Origin of the sequence: Rhodococcus sp. MH15, from assembly GCF_019266045.1 — a bacterium.
Taxonomy (GTDB): domain Bacteria; phylum Actinomycetota; class Actinomycetes; order Mycobacteriales; family Mycobacteriaceae; genus Rhodococcus_F; species Rhodococcus_F qingshengii.
Window position 1 is genome coordinate 188,584 of the sequence record NZ_LPNP01000071.1, and the last position, 24,336, is coordinate 212,919.

17 protein-coding genes are annotated in these 24,336 nt (G+C 61.5%); 8 read left to right on the forward strand and 9 right to left on the reverse strand.

Annotated elements, in window-relative coordinates:
* Positions 1 to 33 precede the first annotated feature (33 nt).
* Positions 34 to 909 carry an aldo/keto reductase gene (locus ATN37_RS19930; RefSeq protein ID WP_218695532.1) on the forward strand — a complete coding sequence of 292 codons (876 nt, stop codon included), beginning with the start codon at positions 34 to 36 and terminating at the stop codon, positions 907 to 909.
* Here ATN37_RS19930 and ATN37_RS19935 read toward each other — a convergent pair whose 3' ends face one another.
* The 3 genes from ATN37_RS19935 to ATN37_RS19945 all read right to left on the reverse strand — a co-directional run bounded on the left by ATN37_RS19935 (position 910) and on the right by ATN37_RS19945 (position 3,340).
* Complete coding sequence (locus ATN37_RS19935) at positions 910 to 2,160, reverse strand: NADH:flavin oxidoreductase/NADH oxidase family protein (RefSeq protein ID WP_007734160.1); 1,251 nt, start codon at positions 2,158 to 2,160, stop codon at positions 910 to 912.
* Between the two features lie 28 nt (positions 2,161 to 2,188).
* Positions 2,189 to 2,692, reverse strand: a complete 504-nt coding sequence (locus tag ATN37_RS19940) for an SRPBCC family protein (RefSeq protein ID WP_019746932.1) — start codon at positions 2,690 to 2,692, stop codon at positions 2,189 to 2,191.
* A 72-nt stretch (positions 2,693 to 2,764) separates the two neighbouring features.
* On the reverse strand, positions 2,765 to 3,340 hold the full coding sequence (locus tag ATN37_RS19945; RefSeq protein ID WP_007734151.1) for a TetR/AcrR family transcriptional regulator: 576 nt from the start codon (positions 3,338 to 3,340) through the stop codon (positions 2,765 to 2,767).
* A gap of 85 nt (positions 3,341 to 3,425) precedes the next feature.
* Here ATN37_RS19945 and ATN37_RS19950 point away from each other — a divergent pair, with 85 nt between their 5' ends.
* The 3 genes from ATN37_RS19950 to ATN37_RS19960 all read left to right on the forward strand — a co-directional run bounded on the left by ATN37_RS19950 (position 3,426) and on the right by ATN37_RS19960 (position 7,040).
* Complete coding sequence (locus ATN37_RS19950; protein WP_003945940.1) at positions 3,426 to 3,884, forward strand: PaaI family thioesterase; 459 nt, start codon at positions 3,426 to 3,428, stop codon at positions 3,882 to 3,884.
* Between the two features lie 287 nt (positions 3,885 to 4,171).
* Positions 4,172 to 5,473, forward strand: a complete 1,302-nt coding sequence (locus ATN37_RS19955) for a TrpB-like pyridoxal phosphate-dependent enzyme (RefSeq protein WP_003945451.1) — start codon at positions 4,172 to 4,174, stop codon at positions 5,471 to 5,473.
* A 142-nt stretch (positions 5,474 to 5,615) separates the two neighbouring features.
* The gene (locus tag ATN37_RS19960; RefSeq protein WP_158170148.1) at positions 5,616 to 7,040 is read left to right on the forward strand and encodes a PQQ-binding-like beta-propeller repeat protein; all 1,425 of its coding nucleotides are present in this window, start codon (positions 5,616 to 5,618) and stop codon (positions 7,038 to 7,040) included.
* Positions 7,041 to 7,682: 642 nt separating this feature from the next.
* Here the strand turns inward: ATN37_RS19960 and ATN37_RS19965 are convergent.
* Complete coding sequence (locus tag ATN37_RS19965; RefSeq protein WP_041814672.1) at positions 7,683 to 8,900, reverse strand: CdaR family transcriptional regulator; 1,218 nt, start codon at positions 8,898 to 8,900, stop codon at positions 7,683 to 7,685.
* Positions 8,901 to 9,300: 400 nt separating this feature from the next.
* Here ATN37_RS19965 and ATN37_RS19970 point away from each other — a divergent pair, with 400 nt between their 5' ends.
* Both ATN37_RS19970 and ATN37_RS19975 read left to right on the forward strand, forming a co-directional pair.
* Positions 9,301 to 10,641: an MFS transporter gene (locus tag ATN37_RS19970; protein ID WP_081557363.1), complete on the forward strand. Its 1,341-nt coding sequence runs from the start codon at positions 9,301 to 9,303 to the stop codon at positions 10,639 to 10,641.
* A 257-nt stretch (positions 10,642 to 10,898) separates the two neighbouring features.
* The gene (locus tag ATN37_RS19975) at positions 10,899 to 12,209 is read left to right on the forward strand and encodes an FAD-binding oxidoreductase (RefSeq protein ID WP_218695533.1); all 1,311 of its coding nucleotides are present in this window, start codon (positions 10,899 to 10,901) and stop codon (positions 12,207 to 12,209) included.
* Between the two features lie 165 nt (positions 12,210 to 12,374).
* Here ATN37_RS19975 and ATN37_RS19980 read toward each other — a convergent pair whose 3' ends face one another.
* Positions 12,375 to 13,247 (reverse strand): alpha/beta hydrolase, encoded by an 873-nt coding sequence (locus ATN37_RS19980; RefSeq protein WP_218695534.1) that lies wholly within the window; start codon positions 13,245 to 13,247, stop codon positions 12,375 to 12,377.
* The gene (locus ATN37_RS19985) at positions 13,244 to 14,470 is read right to left on the reverse strand and encodes an amidohydrolase family protein (RefSeq protein WP_225989611.1); all 1,227 of its coding nucleotides are present in this window, start codon (positions 14,468 to 14,470) and stop codon (positions 13,244 to 13,246) included. Before ATN37_RS19985 ends, ATN37_RS19980 begins: the two co-directional genes overlap by 4 nt.
* A gap of 98 nt (positions 14,471 to 14,568) precedes the next feature.
* On the opposite strand from ATN37_RS19985, the gene ATN37_RS19990 reads away from it, so the two are divergent.
* Together ATN37_RS19990 and ATN37_RS19995 are read left to right on the forward strand one after the other, a co-directional pair.
* Positions 14,569 to 15,132 (forward strand): TetR/AcrR family transcriptional regulator, encoded by a 564-nt coding sequence (locus tag ATN37_RS19990; protein ID WP_029254476.1) that lies wholly within the window; start codon positions 14,569 to 14,571, stop codon positions 15,130 to 15,132.
* Between the two features lie 245 nt (positions 15,133 to 15,377).
* Positions 15,378 to 15,746: a cupin domain-containing protein gene (locus ATN37_RS19995; RefSeq protein ID WP_020906254.1), complete on the forward strand. Its 369-nt coding sequence runs from the start codon at positions 15,378 to 15,380 to the stop codon at positions 15,744 to 15,746.
* A 26-nt stretch (positions 15,747 to 15,772) separates the two neighbouring features.
* On the opposite strand, the gene recD is transcribed toward ATN37_RS19995, so the two are convergent.
* The 3 genes from recD to recC are packed head-to-tail and all read right to left on the reverse strand — an operon-like array spanning position 15,773 to position 24,240.
* The gene (gene recD, locus ATN37_RS20000) at positions 15,773 to 17,641 is read right to left on the reverse strand and encodes an exodeoxyribonuclease V subunit alpha (RefSeq protein WP_218695535.1); all 1,869 of its coding nucleotides are present in this window, start codon (positions 17,639 to 17,641) and stop codon (positions 15,773 to 15,775) included.
* A complete protein-coding gene (locus ATN37_RS20005) occupies positions 17,638 to 20,955 on the reverse strand; it encodes a UvrD-helicase domain-containing protein (protein WP_218695536.1) in 3,318 nt (1,105 codons plus the stop codon). The genes recD and ATN37_RS20005 overlap by 4 nt, the downstream gene beginning before the upstream one ends.
* 3 nt (positions 20,956 to 20,958) lie before the next feature.
* Entirely contained in the window at positions 20,959 to 24,240 is a 3,282-nt protein-coding gene (recC, locus tag ATN37_RS20010) for an exodeoxyribonuclease V subunit gamma (protein WP_218695537.1), read from the reverse strand.
* Positions 24,241 to 24,336: the final 96 nt, after the last annotated feature.

A 24,336-nucleotide genomic window follows, 5' to 3' on the forward strand; every position in this document is an offset into this window, starting at 1 on the left:
GCAAGGACAGCTCGAGATCGCTAGCCTTGATCCATGAGCATTCCTGACATCACGCTGAATTCCGGAACCGCGATCCCGCAACTCGGCCTCGGAGTCTGGCAGGCCACCAACGACGAAACCGAGCATGCAGTACGGTTCGCACTCGACGAGGCCGGCTACCGGCACATCGACACCGCTGCCGCCTACGGAAACGAAGAGGGCGTCGGACGAGGTATCGCCAACTCGTCCGTCGCGCGAGAGGACATCTTCCTCACCACGAAGCTCTGGAATGCAGATCAGGGCTACGAGCCGGCGTTGAAGGCTTTCGACACCGGCATCGACAAGCTCGGCGTCGACTACGTCGATCTCTACCTCATCCACTGGCCTCTGCAGGACAACGACCGACTCCTCCGCACGTGGGACGCACTCGAAAAGATCGCGGAATTGGGCCGCGCCAAGGCAATCGGGGTGTGCAACTTCGAGCCGCATCATCTGCAGCTTCTCGTCGAACGCGGTGGATTGTTGCCCGCAGTCGATCAGGTGGAACTGCACCCGCACCTCACGCAGCACGCCATTCGCGACAAGGCCGCCGAGCACGGGATCAAGGTCGAATCGTGGAGCCCACTCGGCGGTACCAGTAACGCAGGTTGGGGTAAGGCGTCCAAGCCCAACACCCTGCTCACCGACCCGATCATCACTCGAATCGGTGACCGCCACAGCAAGACTGCCGCGCAGGTCCTGATCCGTTGGCACCTTCAGAACGGCCTGATCGTCATCCCGAAATCCGTACACGATGCTCGAATCGCTCAGAACATCGACGTATTCGACTTCGAACTCACCGATCTCGACCTGAGCGAAATCGATACGCTCGACGACGGTACCCGCGTCGGCGCGCATCCCGATGAACTCAACATCGGTGCACCGAACTGATCAAGCCGCTCGTTTGGTGGGGCGAAGCGCATCGAATCCGTTTCGCCTCACCATCGTTCCGAGGGTCTTCCACCACGGCCGAGCCGGATCCGGCTCGCTTCCGTCGCCCATCCGGTGCAGCTGATCGGTATGCCACTGCAGGTCGAGTGCACCGTCGAGCATCGAGATGTCGGCAACCTTCCCCAACAACTTCCGCGCTCCGAACTCAACAGTCGGCACGGTCAATCGTTCCCGATCCGATTCCAGGAGAACGGTTGCCGCGTCGGGGATCGTGATCGTCGGCCGGCCGAGGCCGATCACGTCGCACGCGCCGGAAGCCAGTGCCTCGACCATCGCCGATCGCGAGCGGAAGCCGCCGGTGACCGCCAAGGGAATGTCGCCGGCAATCGCTCGGACTGTCTCGGCGTACTCGAGGAAATATGCCTCTCGATCGCGAGTGCTCTGCTTCTGCGCTTTACCCATCATGGCCGGCGATTCATAACTGCCACCGCTGATCTCGATGAGATCCACCGACTCTTCGGTCAACGCGCGCACTACTTCTCGCGACTCGTCTTCCGAGAATCCACCTCGTTGGAAATCAGCCGAGTTGAGCTTGACCGAGACCGCGAATCCCGGAGCAACGGCAGAGCGTATGCGCCGAACGATCTCGATCAGAAAGCGTCGTCGACGCTCAGGATCTCCACCCCACTCGTCCGTCCGCTGATTGGACAAGGGCGAAAGGAACTGCGCAACAAGATAACCGTGCGCTGCGTGTATCTGCACGCCCCCGAAGCCGGAGGACTCGGCGACGCGAGCGGTTTCCGCGAACTTGTCGATGATCTCGTCGATCTCAGCGGTCGAGAGTTCTCGCGGCGTCGCCATTCCCGGAATCTTCAGCGCGATCGCGCTCGGGGCGACCGGTCTACCTCTGCTGGCAATCGGGTTGGATTGCCGCCCTGGGTGGTTCAGCTGCATCCAGATCTCGGCGCCGCCGTTCTTGGCGGTCTTGGCCCAGGCAGTCAGTGCTTCGGCATCACGATCGTCGTCGACGACGACATTGCCCGGTTCGGCGATCTGCGATCGATCGACCATGACATTGCCGGTGATCAGCAAACCGAACCCGCCACTGCCCCAACGACCGTACAGCGTTTCCAAGCGAGTGGACGGTCCATGAGTGCGGTCACCCAGAGCCTCGCTGAGCGCAGCTTTCATCGTGCGATTCCGCAGGATCTGCCCGCAGGGCAAAGTCAACGATTCTCCGAGCGTGGTCATGGATGCCTCTCGTATGAAGGGAAGAAAGTCAATGGCGTGGCGCAGAACCGAAGTGCCGCTTGGTATCGCGCACGAAGCTCGAGAAGATCAGCGAGTTGACCGGTAGCCCGCCGCGCACCGCGAGCGACAGCTTCGGACGCGGCGAGAATGCAAAATTCCACTGCAGTCTCGAACCCACTGCGAGCTCGTCGACGCGGTAGTCCTCCGCGAAGGATTGGAACAGCGGAACATTGGACTGTTCGACGTAAAACGAGTGCCGACGCGTTTCGTCGTCCCAGGTGATGAACTTTTCGCGCATCTGCATCGCACCGCCGCCCACCTCCGCGATTCGGCGCGTGCCGACGCCGTAGGGGCGCGGCGAGGTGTAGTGCACTTTTGTGAGCAGTCGGCACCACGACAAAGGCTCGTCGGCGGTCAGACCGGCCCAGACGGCGTCAGGTTCGGCGGCGAGATCGATCGAGTACGTGAAGATATGCGGTGCCGTGTCGAAGAAATCGACACCGACCGGTTCGAGGTCGAACCAATGTGTCATCGCCTACTCCTGCCCAATTAGCCGTTACATGAAGTTACGGATACTTGACGACCGAAGTCAACCCCCGAAGGCTCAGCGGGACCAAGCCTCAGAACGAGAGAGCCCCTGCAGTGAAGCGATGACCTGTTCGAGCGGCTCGATACTTCGAGTCGTCTGGCACACCGCCACTGCACCTTCGACCGACGTGATCGTCAGGTTTGCCATCGATTTTGCCTGCACTGCAGGATAACCCGCAGTTTCGAGTTGCGATTCGATCAACTTCTGCCATCCCAGCATGACCTCAGCCGACACTTCCGCGACTTCTGGCTCACTGGCACGCGCCAACCCGCCGGCAATCACCGGGCAGCCGATCGCGAAGTCCGAGCGTGTGAGATTGAGTCGCCAGATGTCTCCGACCGCTTCGATCACGTCGGCCGTGGAACCGGTAGCCGCAGCCGAGCTGATTCGTCTGGTGATGATCGCACCGGCCGCGCGCACAGCTTCGACCATCAACTCGGTCTTGCCGCCTGGAAAGTGATGGTAGATCGACCCACGGGGCGCGCCGCTGTGCTTGATGACGTCGCTGAAGGATGTCGCATCGACGCCGTTGCGGCTGATCAGTTCGACCGCACTACGAATCATGCGATCACGTGAGCTCAGCTCTGCCATGTCACAGATCCTTCGGCCGTCGGTACACCTGTCGACTCATACGCTACGTTATGTATGACGACCTACATAGTGATGGGATGAAACAATGAGTGACGAGACAACCGCGACCGTCGATCCGGCGCAGATGACAGGCCTCGAACTTCTCCGCTGGATGGGAACGCAGGTCAACGACCGGCCCAGCATCGGACGCCTCCTCGGCATGGAGATGCGCGAGGTCAACGAAGGATCCGTGAGCTTCGCCCTGACCCCGCGCGCCGATTTCAGCAACCCGCTCGGCACTGTGCACGGCGGCATCTGCGCAACGCTGCTCGACTCGGTCATGGGCTGCGCGGTACACACGATGCTTCCGGCCGGCGTCGGCTACACGACCCTCGAACTCAAGCTCAACTACATCCGCACTGTGCCTCTCGACGGTGACGAGCTGACAGCCCACGGCAGTGTCATTCACGTGGGTGGGCGCACCGCGACCGCAGAGGGCAAGGTCCTCGACAAGAACGGCAAGTTGGTGGCGCATGGAACCACGACGTGCATGATTTTTCGCTGAGCCGACGAAGGATGGCGGGAATGTAGCCGCGCCGACGAAGGATGGCGAGAATGTAGCCGCGCCCGACGTGAGCAGGGTGCGAGTGCCGATGTACGATCGGCTCGTGACCCTGCTCACTGCGCACCTCTGGTGGCCCGACCGCTGACGGTCAGCCGCAACTGCGTGCTGCCCGGACCGATATCGGGTGGTCCAGCAGGCTCCTCTCAGGATCCCCGATCCGGCAAATGCCGTACGCGTCGTCGCTACGACCGCCAAGATCAGGTACCGAATCCACGAAGGAGAGTTAGTTGACCACCACCCCACTCAACCGTTCGCTCGAGCCTTTGGGCGTCTCCATCCCGTCGAAAGTGCCGACGCACTGGTACAACCTGGCGGCTGACCTCCCCGAGCCTGTTCCCCCGCACCTGCATCCGGGCACTCGTGAGCCGCTCGGCCCCGAGGACTTGGCGCCGCTGTTCCCGATGAACCTCATCGCGCAGGAAGTCGCAACCGAGCGCTACATCGAGATCCCGGAGACGGTTCGCGAGATCTACGGCATGTGGAGGCCCTCTCCCCTGTTCCGCGCGCATCGACTCGAGCGCGCTCTCGGCACACCTGCCCGCATCTACTACAAGTACGAAGGCGTGAGCCCGGTCGGTTCACACAAGCCGAATACTGCTGTCGCGCAGGCTTACTACAACGCAATCGAGGGAACCACCAAGCTCACCACCGAAACCGGTGCGGGACAGTGGGGTGCGTCGCTGTCGTTCGCGGGCGCGCTGCTCGGACTCGACGTCGAGGTATGGCAGGTTCGCTCGTCCTTCGATTCGAAGCCGTACCGACGCATCCAGATGGAGGCGTACGGCGGAATCTGTCACCCGTCGCCTTCGGACCTGACGGAAGCCGGACGCGCACTGTTGAAGTCGCATCCCGACACCACCGGCTCGCTCGGTATGGCCATCAGTGAGGCCGTCGAGGTCGCTGCGCAGGATCCGAACACGCACTACTCACTCGGTAGCGTGCTGAACCACGTCATGCTGCACCAGACCGTGATCGGTCAGGAAGCAATGGTCCAGCTCGAAGAAGCCGGCGACGCCGTCCCCGACACCGTGTTCGGTTGCGCCGGTGGCGGTTCCAACCTCGCCGGACTCACCTTCCCGTTCCTGGGACGAAACCTTCGCGAAGGCACCAAGACTCGTCTGGTCGCCTGCGAGCCGTCGGCATGCCCGTCCCTCACCCAGGGCGAGTACCGCTACGACTTCGGTGATGTCGCCGGCCTGACGCCGCTGCTCAAGATGCACACTCTGGGTAAGGATTTCGTACCGCCGGCCATCCATGCCGGTGGCCTCCGCTACCACGGCATGTCGCCGATGGTCTCGCACGCGGTCAACCTCGGACTCATGGATGCAATTGCCGTCGATCAGGACGACGCACTCCAGGCAGGTCTGATTTTCGCCCGCGCCGAAGGAATCATCCCGGCTCCGGAATCCACCCACGCGGTTGCCGGCGCTATCGCTCACGCCCGTGCCGTCACCGAACCCGAGGTGATCGTGATCGGGCTGTCCGGCAACGGTCAGTTGGATCTTCCGGCGTACTCGCCTTACGTCTGACGCCGTCGGTGTGGTGGTCTCGTGCGTACGAGGCCACCACACTTCGTCACACCGAGCACGTGGGCTCGATCTCGCGATCGACATCGTGCCGGCCGTCCGCGAAACGAACCGATCAGTTTGATCGATCGGTTACGGTCTTTCGATGCAGCTTCGGTTGAAGGAACATTGGAAACTGGTCGCACTCGGACTGGCATTGCTCGTGGCGATCGCGTTCATCGTCGTATCGGTAATCTCCGACTCCAGTGATGCGGCATGGCCGAAGCAGAAGACAGGCGGTCCGATCGTCGAGCAAGGCGTTGTCGACGTAGACCTCTCCGATCCTCCGCAACAAGCCTGGGAACTCGATGTCCGAGCGCTCACGGACAACCCCGGGGACGTGCTGCTGTCGATGCCTTCCACGCTCGATAGCTACTACGGCTACGGCAACACGTACCAAGTCGGTGACGTGCTGGTGGCCGCGACTGCTTATCCGCTTCCCAAGACCGACGAGTCTTCGTCGAGTCAGGGAGTCGGTGCCGTCACACTCGTCGGGGTGAATCCCGACGACGGAAGTCCGCTGTGGAAAACGCGAATCGGCGGAGTCATCGGCCAGTGCAGTCAGCAGAACGAATCCACGATCATCGCGTGCTGGGGCGATCGACGGATGATCTTTGTCGATACCGCGACCGGAACTCTGATGTCCGACCTCGGAACCGACTTCGATCTCAATGGCGCCACCATCGCCGGAGACACCGTGTACACGTCCGGCGAAAGGATGGACGGAACGGTTCGAACACGAATTCTTGCCAGCGGCACCACAACCAATTTGACTGCCAACTTCGTGCGTACCTTCGAACCAAGTGAGAAGTTCGGGGCCGTCTACACGGTCCCTCACACCGACACTGTCATTGCGATGGAACAGGGCGACGGCGGGGACCCGCAGTACCGCTATCGAATCTACGATCTGCAGTCCGGCGCCGAACGATTCCGATTCGAGGGCGATTCGCTTGTCCCTACCGGGAACGGATTGTTCCTCACCAGTGTCGGCGGCCGGTCGGGATATGCCGGAACCCAAAACCTCTTGGCTTCCGACGGATCCACGATTCGTGCGATACCGATTCCCTCGTACTCATCGTCGTCCTACCCGAGTAAGCCCTCGACGGCGGTGCCGATGTTTCTCGGCGACGGCGCCTACGATCCGGAGTCGGGTGACGAACTCTGGCGCAGTTCACAAATCGTCAACACCGCGACGGCCGGGACAGGAAGCGCCATCGCCGCAGTGGTAGGAAAAACAATCCTCGTCACGTCGCCGGAGACCCGCACAATCTCGGGTCTCGACGTCGAGAGTGGCCGACAACTGTGGCAAACACCCTGGCAAGACGCGTACTGGGTTCGAAGCGGTGCGACTGATGGCGATCACTTCGTCTTCAGCGACTACACCGGCATGCATTCGATCAGGGCTCGCGACGGAAAGATGATGTGGTCGGTCCCCCTTCCGCCAGAGGTCGATCCGCGCGGAGTCGTCGTCTCGAATGCCGGCAAAAACGTGTCGTTCTCCTGGCAAAACCACTTCACCGTTTGGCGATAGGCCGGCAACATCACCGGTTCAATGTCGTACTGACCAGCCGGCTCAGCAACCAGCAAATGGATAGACGTACAGCCTCGATGGCCACAATCCAGTCTGGCGCGTTTGTTCAATTTCGGGGGAACGATCTCGAACAACTGCATGTATCTCCGCGACTCCGACTTCGGAAAGATCAGACCAGACCTGCGGTGAAGGGGTGCATACGAATCGCACCGACTCAGGTATCTGATCCAATCCAACGATAAAGGGAGCCAACGGGAATGGATGCGAAATCCCCAATTTGCAGTCGGCAACAAATAGTCCAGTTCGCGCGCGAACATCTGCGTACCGGGGGACCGAACTCAGACCAAATTCGTCGTCATTTCGGTTTGCAAAAACGCGCGTTCTTCACGCAGCTCGACACCCATCTGGACGATTCTGCACTTTCAATGCCCGAAAAAGTTGCACTCCGCCGCATCTGCCGACAGGAGGATAGAAGGTGCCCGATCAAACGTATGAACGTCTCAGCAGGTCAAGCCAACCCACCCCGGCCGATGTACGACGCGCTTCCTTTCCCACCCCAGAACCATCATGCTTGACGATCGAAAGCCGCCAACTACGTTGAGCCGCTGGATTCTTCCGCAGTCCCCTCTTCTCGGATCGGGATCATCGGAGATCCAACAGCCGCGCGACTTTCAGGCTCAAATGCAAGGCCAACCGGTCGTCGCCGTTTGCCAAGTCTGCTCGTGTTATCTCCTGAATTCGCCGCAAGCGATAGTACAAGCTCCCTCGATGCACACAGAGCGCCTCTGACGTTCGCTTTACGTCACCGGCATTGTCCAAAAAGCTCTCCAGCGTCGCGAGAAGAGCCTCACTTTTCGAGTCCTCATGGCTGAGCAAGGACTGCAAACCTGAGTGAATACTGTTCTCGAGTCGATCCTCCGACAGTTCGGCCAGAAGTCCGTAGACGCCGAGATCCCGATAACGCACAACATTTCCGAGCACCTTGACGACCTGGGCCACATCTGCGGAACGTCTGGACTCTTCGTAGGATTCGCGCACATCCGCAACCGAGGTTCGCGGTTCACCGATACCGACCCAACATTCGATGTTCTGGCGCCCACTTTCAGACAAGACTCGCTCCCGGGCTGCCACGATCAGCGAGTCCAGATGGGTTTGAGTCGAGCGTTCGGCCACCGATACGATCAACAGACTGTGGTCGGGGCGGTCGAGTTGGATTGCACTGTTCCGCGGGAGCCTCCGACGAAGCTGATCGACGCCGACGGCAACACTCAGACGATCTCTTTCGGTCAATGTCGACTGGTCGCCAGGACGGAGCAACACAGTGACCACGACTGCTGGACCCGCAGCCAACAAGCCCTCCTCGGCCAACCTGTTTGCCGCGTCCTCGCGCAGCGACCGCTCGCCCGACAGGACGTCTCGAGTAAGTTCCCGCTCCCGACTTCGGGACAACTCGTCCAGCAACTGTTCGCGGTGGAGGATCATCGCTGCCGCATCAGCCGTGCGCCTCAAGACCTCGGCTTGATCCTCGTCAACTTCGCCCTCCGAAGTCAACAGCCAGACGAAGCCCAGCAGCGCATTGCGGTACCGGATCGGCATCCCGACCCGGCCAAGGGTCAGCCCTAGTTCTTCGTTGACGGGAACAGTGAAGAGATCGAGGGCTTCACGGCCTCCACTCGCGTAGATGAAGTCTACGATCTCGCGTGAAACATTCCGCTGTAGAACGGAATTCATTCTGACTGAATCGACGGCACTGTCATGCGAGTTGTACGCGAGCAGACGAATCTGTACATCATCGATCGCAACGGAACGGTCCAGTCGGCGCCCGGTAGTGTCCACCAAATGCTGCAGTTCTCCGACCATGGTCGAACTGTACGAGCCCCCTCTCCGGTTTGCAACATATGCCCAAATTTCTACGTAGAAAATTGAACGCATGACAGTGATGCAACTAACTTTTGCACCATAGGCTCGCTTCATGCCAAGCACTCGAGACCCGTGACGTCTTCACTCGGTTCGCAACCCGTCAGACGTGGCAGCGACGAGATCTGTTGCAGCCGTGGGATTTGCATAGTGGGGCGCGAGGCCGGCCGGCACGATCTCCCTCAGACGAAGTCGCCTCCGACCCGAAATCGACAACGACCTTCGTTCGCCAGTTCAACATCGAATCCCACCGACCTCTTTCAATGTCGAATACCTCGAATGACATCGGTGACCGTGATGTCGCAAAGCCGTTGCCATTCAGCATATCCCGAGAGGAATCATCATGACCGGCACAGCAAATGCTCCTGCAGGGCATCAAACCGAGACTCCACCTGGACGTCGATCGGCGCGCCGTAGGGCCCTGATCGCCGGGGCGACAGGCAACATCGTCGAATGGTTCGATTTCACGATCTACGGTTTCACTGCCGCAGTTCTCGCGACAGTGTTCTTCCCTCCGGAGTTCGGCAGTGGCGCACTGCTTGCCACCTTCGCTCTTTACGGAGTCGCCTTCTTGGCCAGACCTGCCGGCGGCATATTCTTCGGACGGCTTGGTGACCGCCTCGGCCGACGGAGGTCACTGTCCCTGGCAATTACGCTCATGGGCTGCTCGACGGCGGCAATCGGTCTCCTACCGACGTACGCTTCGATCGGTGTTGCCGCACCGCTGTTGCTGCTGCTGTGCCGATTGGTTCAAGGATTCTCGGCCGGGGGCGAATACACCGGAGCTGCCACCTTCGTCGTCGAGCATGCGCCGTCCCACCGCCGAGGCTTGTACGCAGGGATAATCAGCTCTTCGTCATTTGTCGGCAGCATCTTGGCCACGGTCACAGTCTTGTCATTCAGCTCGGTCGGCGCTGAGCACTTCGCCGACGGAGGATGGCGTTGGCCGTTCATCATCGGAGGCGTTGTCGCCATGGTGGGCCTGTTCATGAGGCTTGCCGTCGAGGAGACTCCGGCGTTCAAGGAAATGCAAGAAAACGATTCCCTTCCAAACCGCCCACTCGCAGATCTGTTCCGCAATCACTGGCGGACTCTGCTCACGTCCTTCGTGTACTTCGCCTCGCTCGGTGTCGTTACTCATATGCTGCTCGGCTACATGCCGACATTTCTGGTTCTCTCAGCCGATGTTCCGAGCACGGTTGCACTGCTGATGACAACCGGCGCTTTGGTTCTCGCAGTACCGCTGTTCATCTTCTTCGGCGCCACAGTCGACCGAATCGGCCGGAGGCCACTCGTCAGAATCGGCATGGTGATGTCAGTTTTCGTCTCGGTGCCCAGCTACATGCTCATCGGTACCGGAAACATTTTCGCGATTGCCGTTGCACTGGCTTCTCTGGTCCTCGCGCTTTCCTTACTCGCGTCCGCTTTGCTCGTAATTCTCGAAATGATGCCGACGCATGCGCGATTCACCGGCACGGCAATCCCCTACAACATCGCATATGCACTTTTTGCAGGGACCGCTCCTCTGGTGTGCGCAGCACTGGTCAACGCCACTGGAAGCGATCTGTCGCCTGCCTTCTATGCGACCGCCATCGCTTTGATCGCGCTTCCCATTCTGTGGCGAGGGATTCCGGAAACGAAAAACTGGTCTGCCACGCAGGGCAGCCCGACGAAACATTTCTGACAACGGACGCGCCACGGCTGTGATTTTTTGCGCAGCTGTCGATAGCGTTCCGATGGCCGCCACGAGAGAGTTGAGGACGACGAACACCTCTGGACTTTCAGGTGCCAAATTCATTAAGGCAGAGCCGAATCCGAGAAGTCGGGATGAAGCTCTCCAGAGGAAGTCGACGGCGTCGGAATTACCAGAACCCAAGCTTGCCGGATCGAACAGCTGTGCTTTCGATCCGGCGAAGCCATCAGTAGAAAGAGAGGCCGAAAGTGCCTACCGACAAGACCGATGCAGTTGTGGTCGGAGCTGGAGTGATCGGCAGCTCCATCGCCTACGAACTGGCCGCTCGAGGCTACGAAGTCCTGGTCATCGACAAGTCTGGTGGTCCGGGCTACGGCTCGACCAGTGCATCCAGTGCGGTTATCCGGTTCAACTACTCCACATTCGACGGTATGGCTGCGGCTTGGGAGTCGCTGCATTGCTGGCAAAACTGGAGCGAGCATCTCAACGCGACAGTCGACGGCGCGCTTGCGAAGTTTCGGCAATGCGGGATGGCACTGCTCGATGTCGACGTCGCGCCCCACGCGCGCACGATCGGATTATTCGAGAAGATAGGAATCGATTACCAGCTTTGGGACGCAACGACACTCGTCGAGAAGATTCCCGGTATCGACGCCGGCAAATACTATCCTCCGAAGCCAGTCGACTCGGAGTCCTTCTTCGCAGATGCCGAAACCACGCTCGGCGCGCTGTACACACCTCAGGCGGGGTTCGTCGACGACCCGCAACTGGCTGCCGCGAATCTTGCTGCGGCAGCACGTTCGCACGGTGCGGTTTTCGCATACAACACGCGTGTAGTGGCAGTCGAGCAGTTGCCTGACGGCATCTGGCAGCTAGGGCTCGACGACGGGGAAAGTGTGAAATCCAAGATTGTCGTCAATGCCGCCGGCCCCTGGTCAGGAGCGTTCAACAAGCTGTCGAACGTCGGGGCCGACTTCAAGGTTTCGGTTCGGCCCTTGCGCCAGGAAGTTCATCACGTCACCGCACCCACTGGCTACAACGACGACGAGATCCTCGGCCCGATGATCGCCGATTTGGATCTCGGAACCTACATGCGAGCCGAACCTGGAAACGGTTTCCTTGTCGGCGGAACCGAACCGGATTGCGATCCGCTCGAGTGGATCGACGACCCTGATACCGCCAACCCGAATCGCACTGTTGCCCGGTTCGAAGCGCAGGTTTTCCGCGCCGCCAGGCGTTTCCCCACCCTGGAGGTCCCGTCACAACCGAAAGGTATTGCCGGCGTGTACGACGCAGCATCCGACTGGACCCCGATCTATGACAAGACAGACAGGCAAGGTTTCTACGTCGCCATGGGCACCAGCGGGAACCAATTCAAAAATGCGCCCATCGCTGGGCGCCTCATGTCCAGGATCATCGACCAGGTGGAAGCTGGACACGATCACGACGCTGATCCCCTGACCTATGTCGGGATGCACACCGGGCTCGAAATCGACCTCGGCGCATTCTCCCGCCTTCGGGCACCCAATGTCGAGTCGACCGGGACCGTCATGGGTTAGAAGTGTTGTCCGGCTTGGAGAATCGATAGCCGCGACAACTGAATAGACACGGCTGTGGGTGTCCACCACGTGGTGGACACCCACAGCCGACTTCTCCTTCAACGGCGTCTACGGAAAATCGCCCGTCGAACGTGTCAGCGTGCACATCGTCGCCGGGACAAACAGCTACCGTGCATGGCATTTTTTCAAGTAGCTCAGGAACGATGCCTGCAGCCCGGTGACGTGCGTCTCGTGCAACAACGCGGTCGAAACATCCTGCGACCACCCATTGCCGTGCAACTGCTCCACGACAGCAAGAACGTTACGTGCCAGTCCGCGATAGATCGGAATGGGCCCTGTCAGTTCGGCTTCGTTCAGCGTGACGTGCAATTGCGGTACGACTGAGCCCACGCCACGCTCGGGCAGTGCCTCGACCAGTGTGTGGATCTGGCTGTCGGCGTTCACAACTCCGGGACTACCCGCACCGAAGGTCGCGAATGGGGGCGCGTCGCGCAGCCATGCGTAGAGGGCGAAAAGGCCTCCGTACGAGTACCCGAAGAGTCCGTGCCCGGACTCGCTGACACGTAGCTCCGACGAGTACAGGCGAGGGTGGAGTTCGTTGGTCAGGAAGTCGAGGAAGACGTCCCCGTGGGTGTCTGCCAGCTCCTCGAGGTAGGCGTCCACGTACTCCTGGGTCATTGCACCCGAGTCGCGAGCAGCGGCAAGAGTAGCCATCATTTCTTCGCCTACCGGTTCCCCAGGCGGCACGAGATCGCGGTTGCGGAGCCGTGCCCAGTTGGCGGCTTCCTCACCGGCATATCCGACGCTGACCTGGATGTACGGGGCGACCGTCAGGTACGGGTCTGCCTGCGTGACGATGAGCGGGGCGGTAAGACCTACAGCCCAGTTGCCGTCCATCACGTAGATCAGCGGTAAGGGATCCATGGAGTCCGCGTAGCCGGGGGGTGTGGTCACCCAGACGCCGTAGCTGTGTCCCGACTTCGCCTTGATTTCGAAGTACTCCGTGTCTGCAAAGCATCCGTGCAGCATTGCGCTCATCGAACGTCTCCCTTGACGATATTTCCGGACTTCACGACGAGAACAGCCATGTCCGGATCGGCGAACACCTTTGCGTCTCGGAGTGGGTCTTGCTGCCAGGCAACCATGTCCGCCTGCATACCGACGCGGATCGTCCCGACGCTTTCCCCGATACCGAGAATGTCGGCATTGACGCTGGTGGCCGAAACGAGTGCATGCATCGGCGACTCCAACTCCGCGCGCAAGTGCAACTCCTCACCTCGGCGCTTTTGGTGCGGCCCGATGAGGTCCGAGCCCAGGCCGATCCTCAGGCCTGCTGCGCGAGAGGCCTCGAGCGCTCTGGCCATGCGTTGACGCACTCCGGCTGCACGCTCTCGTATTGCCGGGTCCAGGTCCATGCTTTCGGTGTCCGCCAACTGCTCGACCACGGCGAAGGTGGGGACAAGTGCCACGTCATGTTCCCGCATCAGCTGGGCCGTCTCCGCATCGATGTCGGTCCCGTGTTCCACGCACCGGACGCCGGCCCGCACCGCGTTGCGAATGCCCGCATTGTTGTGCGCGTGGACCGTGACGTAGGTGCCGCGCGACGCTGCTTCTTCCACTGCCACGGAGATTTCCTCGACGGTGAACTGTGTGTCGGTGAGGCTGTCATGGCCTCCGACGACACCGCCGGTGACGCACAGTTTCAGAAATGTTGCGCCTCGGCGGAACGACTCGCGCACGTTGCGTCGTAGCTCGTCGGCATTACCCGACATCAAGGACAAGGCGCAGAGCCCTGGAATGTGGTGCATGTTCCACAGCTCGGTCGGCTCCCATGCGGCCCCGTAGTAGCCGTGTCCACCGGTCTGGCACTGCACAGGACCGCACGAGAGGACACGCGGACCACGCACCTTGCCGCTCGCAATAACGTCGACGACTCCGCCGTCGATGCCACCGACGTCTCGCACCGTGGTGAAGCCCGCGTCGAGGGCATCGCCCGCGGTGGCGAAGATGCCCGCAGCCAGTTCGGCTGCCGAGAGCTCAAACCCGAATTGCCTTCGGATCGGACTCGAAATACCCAGGTGGACATGAGCATCGATCAGCCCCGGAGTCAGAAGCATGCCGTCCAAGTCAACTGTCGTCGAACCCGACGGCGCCTGTCCGATCGCGGTGACAATGCCGCCACTCACGCACACGTCGACTTCGACCGGGTCGGTGCCCGATCCATCCGCGACCATGCCGCCGGCAAACCATACGTCAGTCAAAGGGACCTCCCGAGCATTGGAAACCACTCTCCTAAACACTGGTGAATTCGATATGCGGTACCGTACTCAACAGTGGTGAACCCGTCAATGGAGGTAGCGTGAGATCGCCGGTTGGGGAGGGTCGAGAGCGACTGTTACAGGCGCTGTTCGACGAGTTCGGTGAAACCGGCCCGAGTCCGAAGCTGTCGATGCGCCAAGTAGCGGAGCGACTCGGCGTGCACCACACGCTTCTGACCTATCACTTCGGATCACGACCAGGTCTCCTCAGCGCCGTACTGTCGGAAGCGCGCCGCCGTGACAACCTCGTCATCGCCGCGATGGGCAAAGATCTCGGGTTCGCGGCCCTGTGCAGGGCGATCTGGAGTTTCTACTCGAACGCCGAGCATGAAGATCGAAGCCGCACCTTTTTTCACCTGGCCGGACTTGCGGTGTACGAGCACAAAGCATTTCAAGATTTCGCCGCCGACCTCGACGACTTGGCTCATCTCCTTGAAGCGGCAGCCCTTCGCGAAGGATTCACAGTGGTGGATGCAAAGCAGCAGAGCATCATCGCAACCGCATGTCTGCGAGGACTGTTGTTGCAGAGGTTGCTCACCCCCGACGCCGAGGTCGACGCGGCAGCCGAGCGCTTCATCACTTCGTTGACAGCGTCCACCACGTAAGGCCTCACAACCGATCACCCTCGTTCGAAATCACCGACGCGGGGCCGTTTGCCATTGGCTCGGTCACGTTTCGGCGTGAGACGGGTCTCTGAACCCCGGTTGAATGGTGGCCGATCGCACTTTCGACATCTGTACGAGCGAAACGCCGAAAGATGCGACAAGTGAATGTATCCCGGCTCAGCAGACACACGACATCATCGACAAGTCCGATGATTCACATGAGTTTCGAAAGTCAGGATTGAATTGTGACCATTACCTTCCGTGCCGCAGAGTTGAACAGCGCAAGTGGGATCTTCCAGCAAGCACTGCTCGGCCAACCCAGTGCAGAGCCACTCGGCGGAGACATCATCACTCGTGCAGATGTCGAGTTCACCAGTGACGACGGCCGCATTCAATCCGGAGTCTGGGAGAGCGAACCGGGAAAGTCGCGGTGGGAGTTCCTCACCCGCGGCGAGATCATCACCATCGTCTCCGGCGCCATGACCGTGGAGGAGGACGACGGCGATCCCGTACATCTCGTTGCCGGTACGAGTGCAATCTTCCCAATCGGATGGAAGGGTACGTGGACGGTCACCGAGACCGTACGCAAGGTGTTCGTCGTATACAACGTATGACCGAGAGAATCCGCAACATCCGACTTTCACGGCCCGTCGTACGGACGGATCTCACGACGCAGCCCACTTGCCCTGAGTACCTGTCGCTGCACTCCCGCCCTCACGGAATCCTCGGTGCCGATTACTCTCACATGGTTTCTGGCGCGAGTGATCGCCGTGTACAACAACTCCCGAGTCAGCAGTGACGACGCCTCGGCCGGCAACATCACCGATACGGTGTCGTACTGGCTGCCCTGGCTCCGGTGAATCGTCATCGCGTAAACCGTCTGCACCGACGAGAGTTGGCTCGGGTGAATCAGAAACGCATCACTGCCCCGCTGGAATGCGGCAATAGGCACGCCATCCTCACGCTGCACGATCACCCCGGCGTCCCCGTTGTAGATCTTCGCCTCGTAGTCGTTGGCCGTCACGAGCAGCGGTTGGCCCGGATACCACCGCGTCGGGTCAAGAAACTGCCCTGATGCCGTGCCGACCCACTCCATCGCCTGCTGCGCCCACCTCCCGACACCGTACGGTCCGTCACGGTGGGCGCACAGAAGGCGGTGCGATTCCAAGCCTTTCAGCGCGCCGATCGCATCACCCACCTCGGCCGACGCAGTCACCACCTCTGAACTCGCAACGATGTCGGCGCGCAATGCGTCAACATCCTCGGGCGAATGGAAGGAGACGGCGGGATCACCGCTGCGCAGGATACGCAGAACCTCAGCGGAATCTCCCGCTCGAACTGCCCTGGCCAACGACGCGATGGTTCCGTCGAAGCGGCGCCCGCGTGAGAGTTGAATGATCCCGCCCCGCAGACGATCCTGCTCATCCGCACTCAATGCCTCTTCGGAACCAGTGGCCGTGAGATCGTCACCCACCAACTGTGTCAGCGTCGGATTTCCACTGACGTTTACCGGGCGGGCGACAAGATCAGCAAGAACAGCGCCCGCGTCGACTGAGGTCAACTGATCGGGATCGCCGACGAGCAGTAGCCGGGCATCGGGGCGAACGGCTTCGAGCAGGCGCGCCATCAACGTGAGGGAGACCATCGACGTCTCGTCGACGACGACCACATCGTAGGGAAGTCTGTTGGTCGCATTGTATTTGAAACGACTCGAACTCCCCCGCTGCCAACCGAGTAGGCGGTGCAGGGTCATGGCCGCGAGTTCTTCGGGAAGGCCAAGGCTCGCGGTCTGCTCACGTACGGACTCCTGCAGCCGTGCTGCGGCTTTACCCGTCGGTGCGGCCAGACCGATGCGAGCATTCGAACCCAGTTCCTCCGACAGGAGAGCGAGAATACGTGCGACCGTATGGGTTTTGCCGGTTCCGGGCCCACCGGCGATGACGGTGGTCCACTGTGTCGCGGCGAGAGCAGCTGCTATCCGTTGACGATCCGGCGCGATGGTCGGCCCGTTCTCGTCGACGAACAGCGAATCCAGCCGCGTTCGGACCGCTTTCAGGTCGGCGGGCGGCCACGTGGACGCCCGCTCGTCGAGCACTCGCCGAATCGTCTGCTCCTGCAGAAAATATCGATCGAGGTAGAGGAGTTCACCGTCGTCCGTGTCGACCAACCGGAGCGGTCTGAGAGGTCCGGCGTTTCCGCCGATCACCAGAGGGCTCAGCCGAAGGGCGGCAACGATCTCCGACGGTTCGGGCCACGGCAACGACGTGAGTTCCTCCTCCGTCGCATTGTCGACGCTCACATCACGCATCCGTCGTAGATCGAGGCACACCGAACCTGATCGCACGGCCCGAACTGCCAACGCCGCGGCCAGCATCACTTCTTCGGAAGTTTCACCGCCCAGGCTGCACACTCTCGTCGCGACATGAACATCGGCGGCAACCAGAACCCCGGCTTCGTTGAAGATTCGCACGATCCCTTTGGCGCGCTGAGCCAATTGCGCCTCGGTCATCGAATCTTCTCCCCTACTGTGTGGGACGCATCAAGACCGGCCAGCAGATCCGATAGTTCAACCGTCAGCTGAGCAGGCGGTTTCCATTCGAAGACACCGCATTCCGGCGGGCTGTCCGGGCCGAGCATCCCACGCACGAATTGATACTGCGCGCCCCCGAGATGACGGTGCGGATCGTAGTCGGGCAGGCGCCACCGCAGATACCGATGCAGTGCAACCGAATACAGCAGTGCCTGCAGCGGATAGTGCGAGCGCATCATCTCCGTCGCCATGAGTTCACGCGTGTAGTTGGCAGCCGTCAGATCGCCGCGACCGATCCGGTTGGTCTTGTAATCGACGATCACGAACGACGGGCCCGGGATCCGCAAGACTGCGTCGATACTGCCCGTCAGGAATCCGCGCATCGGTGACGTCTCGACACGGTCCAGATAGTCGGCGTACGACGCCAGAATGTCGTCGGAGGAAAGGTGGCGCCTCAACAGTTCCGACACTCCGCGGAGTGTGACACTCATCGACACCGGATCGTCGCCACCGGCCAGTGGGAGTTCGAAATCGAGTTCGGGAAGACGATCTTTCGGCGCGATCGTGGCCAAGGTTCCGAATCCCAAGGGAGTCTGCATCACCAGATACAGCGCATCCGCGAGTGCTTCGGAGTCGACCTCGGCCGCCCGTACCGAGACCGCCTCGGCGCAACGCATCCCGAGTTCCTCTCTCAGATCTGCCACAGCCGTGTCCACCACCTCGAGCACCTCATGCACCAGCGTGCCGAATGCGGCGCCCGCGGGAAGTCCGTTCATGGGTGAAGGGAACGCCTCCAGGGGCGAGGGGGTAATGCTCTCGAGGTCTACGGAATCCTCTGGCTCGTCGTCTTTTTCGGGATCCTCGACCTCACTGCCCGTGGTCGTGACCGCGTGGTGCGCTCCGGCGGTGAGTGCCGAGTACGACGTACGACGCCACAGAGTGTCCAGGTCTCGATCGAAACGCGCCGCGGCCAGTTCGGTCACGTCCGCAGCCGCTCTGGACCAGTGGACGGGCGAGGGCGGATGGGGACCAACAGGTTCCACCGAGATCACGTCGGACGCTGCTGCCGGCCAGGTTGCGAGCCGTGCTGCGGTTGTACCGTCGTCGAGCACCTTCACTACCCGAGCAGGTTCGGCGATGCCGGGTGTACGTCCGAGCATCAACCGGTGCAGCGGTGAGCGGGAGGTCCCGTAGCTGGGTGCCCACCAGAGCACGAGTTGGCACTGCGCCCGGGTCAGCGCCACGTACAGCAGCCGCAGTTCTTCGCCCGCTTCTTCGACCTCCGCAACAGTCTTTCTGGCGTTGTACCCCGGGCCTTCCTGGCCGCCGACGTCGAGGATGCGGCGTCCCTCCGGGTCGTGCAACAGCTGCGTCGGCGAGTTGAAGCCGCCAACGCTCTCCCAACTGAACGGGACGTAGACGATCGGGAACTCGAGCCCTTTGGTGGCATGCACCGTAGCGATTTGCACTGCGGCAGCGTCACTGTCGAGGCGGCGGCTTCGATCGGTGGCGCTCCCGGACGTCGGGTCCTTGATCCGATCGGAAAGCCAGCGAACCAGTGCGCTCAACCCGAACGCTTCCTCGGTCGCGACGCGACCGAGGAGTTGTGCGACGTGCCGCAGATCGGTGAAATCTCGTTCGCCGGACGGGGCCGCGAGTACACGCTTCTCCAGATTTGTTTCGGCAGAGATTCTTTCGAACACAGCCGCAAACCCGACGCGTGCGAACAGCCCGGAATAGGAGCGCAGTTGACCTGCAAGTTCTGCAACAACGTTGTCGCCGTCCTTGTCCAGTTCTTCGGAGGTGCGCCCGAAAATCGGCGAGAGGGCCGTCAACCGGACACGATCGGAGCGATGGGGCTGCTCGATCGCCTGCAACAGCCACAGCCACTGGGTCGCACTGGGTGTCGCGAAAACACTGGACCCTCCGGTCAATACGGAAGGTACACCGACGGCATCGAGAGCATCGCGGATCATCGCCACGTGCTTGTGGGTGCGCACCAACACCGCGACGTCTCCTGGTTCGACCGGGCGTGGATCACCGTCGACTGCCAAGCGGGCATCGCCGCCCAGGAGCGCGACCACGTCTGCTGCGACGTCGTCCGCGACGCGACTGCGAAGTCTGCCTACGGCCGGAAATCCCGAACGATTGAGCGGTCCGGCTCCGGTACGGGGCAGATGGCGTACACGCATCGGCACCGGGCCGAACAACCGAGACTTCTTGTGCGAAGCCTCCACTGGATGCGCGACGATGCCTTCGTTGCCGAGTGCGGCACCACCGTAGAGGTGTTCGAGTGCCGCCAACAACCCTGGGTCGCTACGCCAATTGGTGGTCAACTCCTGGTGCGCATCCGCCTGATCGACCGCATCGAGATAACTCAGGACTTCTGCCCCGCGGAACGCATAGATGGCTTGTTTGGGATCACCGACCAGGACCAGGGTGGTGTGTCCGTGGAAGGCCAACCGCAGAATGTCCCACTGCAACGGATCGGTGTCCTGGAACTCGTCGATCAACACAACCTTGAACTTTTCGCGCACCCGACGACACGCGACGGGACCGTATTCCGGATCCGTCAATACACCGTGCAACAGCGTCAGCAGATCGTTGAAGTCGCGAATTCCTTTGGTCCGCTTACGTCGTTCGACCTCGACGCGAGCAGCGGCCGCGAAGAGGACGCGCTGACCGGGTGCGGTCTCCTCCTCGCCGTCGGGTTCGAGAATTGCCTGACCATCGCCGACTGCGCTTCGGGCGATGGCCAGCGCGTCCTTCGTGGAGAACGGTGGAGACGAGTCCGTCCGGCTGTAGCGGCTGAGGTACAAATCCGAGACGACCTCACTGATCAGGTCGTCGACCGACTCCACAAAAGTTGTGTCCGGTTCACGTTCCCCGGCGATGCCCAGCCCGTCGAGCATCCTCTGACAGAAACTGTGGGTGGTCGTGATGGTGCCGGCGTCGAACTCCGCGAGAGCGCGCAGGAGTCGACGACGCCGCACGCCGATCTCCTCGTCGTCAGCTGTGGCGAGGTACGCCACCAGATCATCATCCGACCGCCTCGCCGCCTCCTGGTCGACCAGAGCGGCGGACACTCCCGCGAACCTCTCCCTGGCACGCTCACGAAGTTCCTGAGTGGCGGCCCGGCTGAATGTCACCAGCAGAACTTGCGAAATGTCGGCGAGACCTTCGGCAACACAACGGGTCGCGAGTCCGACGATCGCGTAGGTCTTGCCAGTTCCGGCGCTCGCTTCCAACACCGTAGTGCCGGTAGGCAGTGGCCCCAATAGATCGAAGTCCACGGGTTACTCCGCTCTTTCGTTGGTCAGCAACGGATCCCACAGTCGTCGGGCGAGAACTCCGAATCGAGTCGGTTCCTCGGCCCAGACGAATTCGTCGTCCGACGGCGGATCCGCAGCCAACTCCGCCAGTGTTCGAGCTTCTCCGAAAACGTAAGCGTTGCTTGGATCGATCATCTCGCCGTACTGCCCGGTCCACTGGGTGTCCGCACCGTTTGTCGCATCGTCGACCGACTCGCCACCAAAGCGTCGGCGCGCATATTCGGCTGAAGTAGCGGCCCACATCGGCAACGGACGCTGCAGCCCCCGCTCGCGTAGGTCCACCAGTTGCTGCAGGATCTCGACCGCATTGCCTGGCGCATCGAGCACCGACCGTGCCGCTGCGATCTTTCCCCGACCCCGTCCGATCGAGACTGCATCGAGCGCACCGGGTCGTCCGTGCGCTTTCAAGGCGAGCAGGTTTATCCAGGCCGTCATCCGATGTTTAGGCGCCAGTGAGGAATACGACGCTCCCACCACTGAATTGCCGTGCACACCGGTTACCGTTCCGGTGAGACGACGCCCGTCACCGAGGTCGATGTCGACGTCGACGGCCTCGGAGTCGCCCTCGAGGTGTGGCAAGGCAAGACCGGCAAGTTGGTCTACCACCCACTCGACGTTGCCCAGAACCGTGGCGCCCAGGTTGTAGGGCGGCAAAGTACCGCGGCGCCACTCGGCTGCACGGAAATCCGCCGAGCTGCGTCCAGCCAAGCGCGAGAGAAGCATTCGGTCACCCAGAGCCCAGGTGGACAGTGGATCGAGCTCGGTTGCCAGCGAATCCGCGATGTCGTCGTCGAGTTCCGGTACCCGGACGCCGAGGCGTTGGCGCAGAAAACCACGCGCGGGATGTACCAGGAAGTTCACCAAGTCGGCGAGGTTCACTTCCTTCGGATGCACCTCGGGTAGCTCGGCCGACAAGACTGTCGGCAATTCGACCGGTGTTCCGGAGGCAGCCCTCGCACCGGCCAGCGCTGCCGTGTCGAAGCTGAACGGCTTGTTCGGCGCGAAGTTTCGATTGTCGAACGATTGCAACGGATGCCGTGTCAGCACTCCGTTGATCGCTTCCGGACCCACCGTCGCACTGAGTACGTCGAGAAGGCCACTGAGGGGGATCGCCGGTGGTCTGACGACACCGGTGACCGGATCGGCACCGGTATACAACAGAATCAGATGTTCGCCCGCAGACATCACGGCATCGAGAAGCAGTTGCCGGTCTTCACTGCGCAGATCACGCTCCCCCACAACGGGATCACGGGACAAGATGTCGTCGCCGTCGACTCCACCGGTTCGAGGGAACACCTCGTCGTCGAGTCCGATCAGCACGACCACGCGATGCGGTACCGAACGCATCGGAACCATCGTGCACACCGTCAGTTCGCCGGTTCGGAAGTTGGCACGCGTCGGTCTGCCCGCGAGGCTGCGCGAGAGCATCGCGCGAACATCGGCCAGACGTAACACCGTCTCTCCGCCGAATTCCACAGCAGCTACCAGTTCGCGGTGGGCCCCCGCGCTCTGCCAGGAATCTGCGGGCGCTGTGTCGGTCAGCAGATCCAGGGCCCGCATCAGCACACGAAGCCATTCGGCCGGTGAATGTGGGCCGGCAAGATCGCGAAGCGAGACGGCCAGGCGATCGACGAACTCTGCCAAACGTCCAGTCAGGTCGATGTCTGTGCCGTCCACGTCATCGAGTGGTAGCGCGAGATCCAACCAGGCATTTTCCGATTCGTCCGCGCTGACCCCCAACAAGATTCGGTCCATGGCGGTGTTGAAGGTGTTCTGCGGAAATGCGTCGAGGCCGAACGTGGCACGCTGCCGACTACCGATTCCCCAGCGAGCACCCGCTTCCGTCGTCCATTCCCGCAGTCTTTCCAACTCGTCGTCGCCCCACGAAAAACGTGTGCGGACAGGCTCGGTCGCGGCCAGGTCGAGAACCTCACTGGCTGTGGCCCGGCCGTCGGCCAATTCGAGGAGAGAGCCGAGAACGGCCAGGACAGGATTGGTCTGACGTAATCCGCGGTCTGCCAGCCTTACTCGAAGGCGATGCCCCGGGTGGCCATGGACGCCTTGCCCGAATGCAGCACGAACCAAAGGTGCGTACGTTTCGACGTCCGGGCACATCACGAGTACGTCGCGCGGCTGCAATGTCGGGTCGTCCTCGAACAATCGGAGCAGACATTCGCGGAGCACCTCGACCTGCCGTGCCGGCCCGTGGCAAGCGTGGACCTGAACTGTCCCATCCGGTTCCGCTGCAACGCTGGGAGCACGATCTGCGATGACATCGGCCTTGACCGTCGCCAGGAGGGATTTCGGGCCGGCTGGTTCGGGAAGATGCACCGACTCGAACTCGGCGGCACCGAGGCTGATCTGAAGTTCACGAACGTCGCGAGCAAGACTCGACAGCAACGGATTGGCGGATATCAGCGCTGACCCGTCTTCCGAACGTCGGATCGTGCTCTCACTTCGAGGCGGTATGCGCGAGCTCATCTTGGTCCACAGCGCGGGGCTGGGATGCGGGAGCCAGATGTGCACGTCCCGATTCGCACTGAGTGCGCTCAAGATCATTCGCTGATCGACCGGCAGCCGGGTCGGCCCGAAGACCGACAGACGTTCCGGTAGGTCGACCAAGGCCGGGTCCTCGACCAGTGCGCGGCTCACTTGCCCCAGTCGCTCTGCGGGCCCCGGAACGTCGATCTTGTCCGCGACGATGCACCACAGACGTGCCTGCCATTCGAAATCCTCCGACAGCGCCAATCCGTGTCCGTCGGTCAACCGCCCGGCGGCCCAGTCGATCAGCATCTGCGGGCGTTGCGCGGCATAACTGCGGAAGAGTTCGGTGACATGTGTGGCGGAGGCAAACCGTCGACCTTCACGATGGCCTTCGAGATGTTTCGCCAGGACTCCGCACCAGGGCTCGCCGAGGGACTCGTCGATCACATCGAGAACCGTCCACACCAATCGCGTCGGCGACCATGGGTCGTCGTCAGCCGTGATTCCACTGACCGCGGCCACGGACTCCGCGACCAGGCGCGCGGGTGAAGGAAACGCGATGTTCGCAGAAATTCCGTCCACTGCTGACGGTCCGGACGTGCCTAGCTGGGAGGACAGCCGCTGATTGAGCCAACGCTCGACGCCCTTGGCCGGCACCGCAACAGTTTCCCGGGCGAATGGATCCGACAGCGGGGTACGGAGGAGCGTGGCCAACGCCGAGACCAAGGTGTCCGAACGCTCGGCCCGGTACAACTTCAGCAATCTTCGCTCCCCTCACTCCGTCCAGACGTCCATCTCACCACGGCGCTGTGACAGGAGACGCCGAACCAGCCTCACGCAGCGGTGACGCGCAGGCAA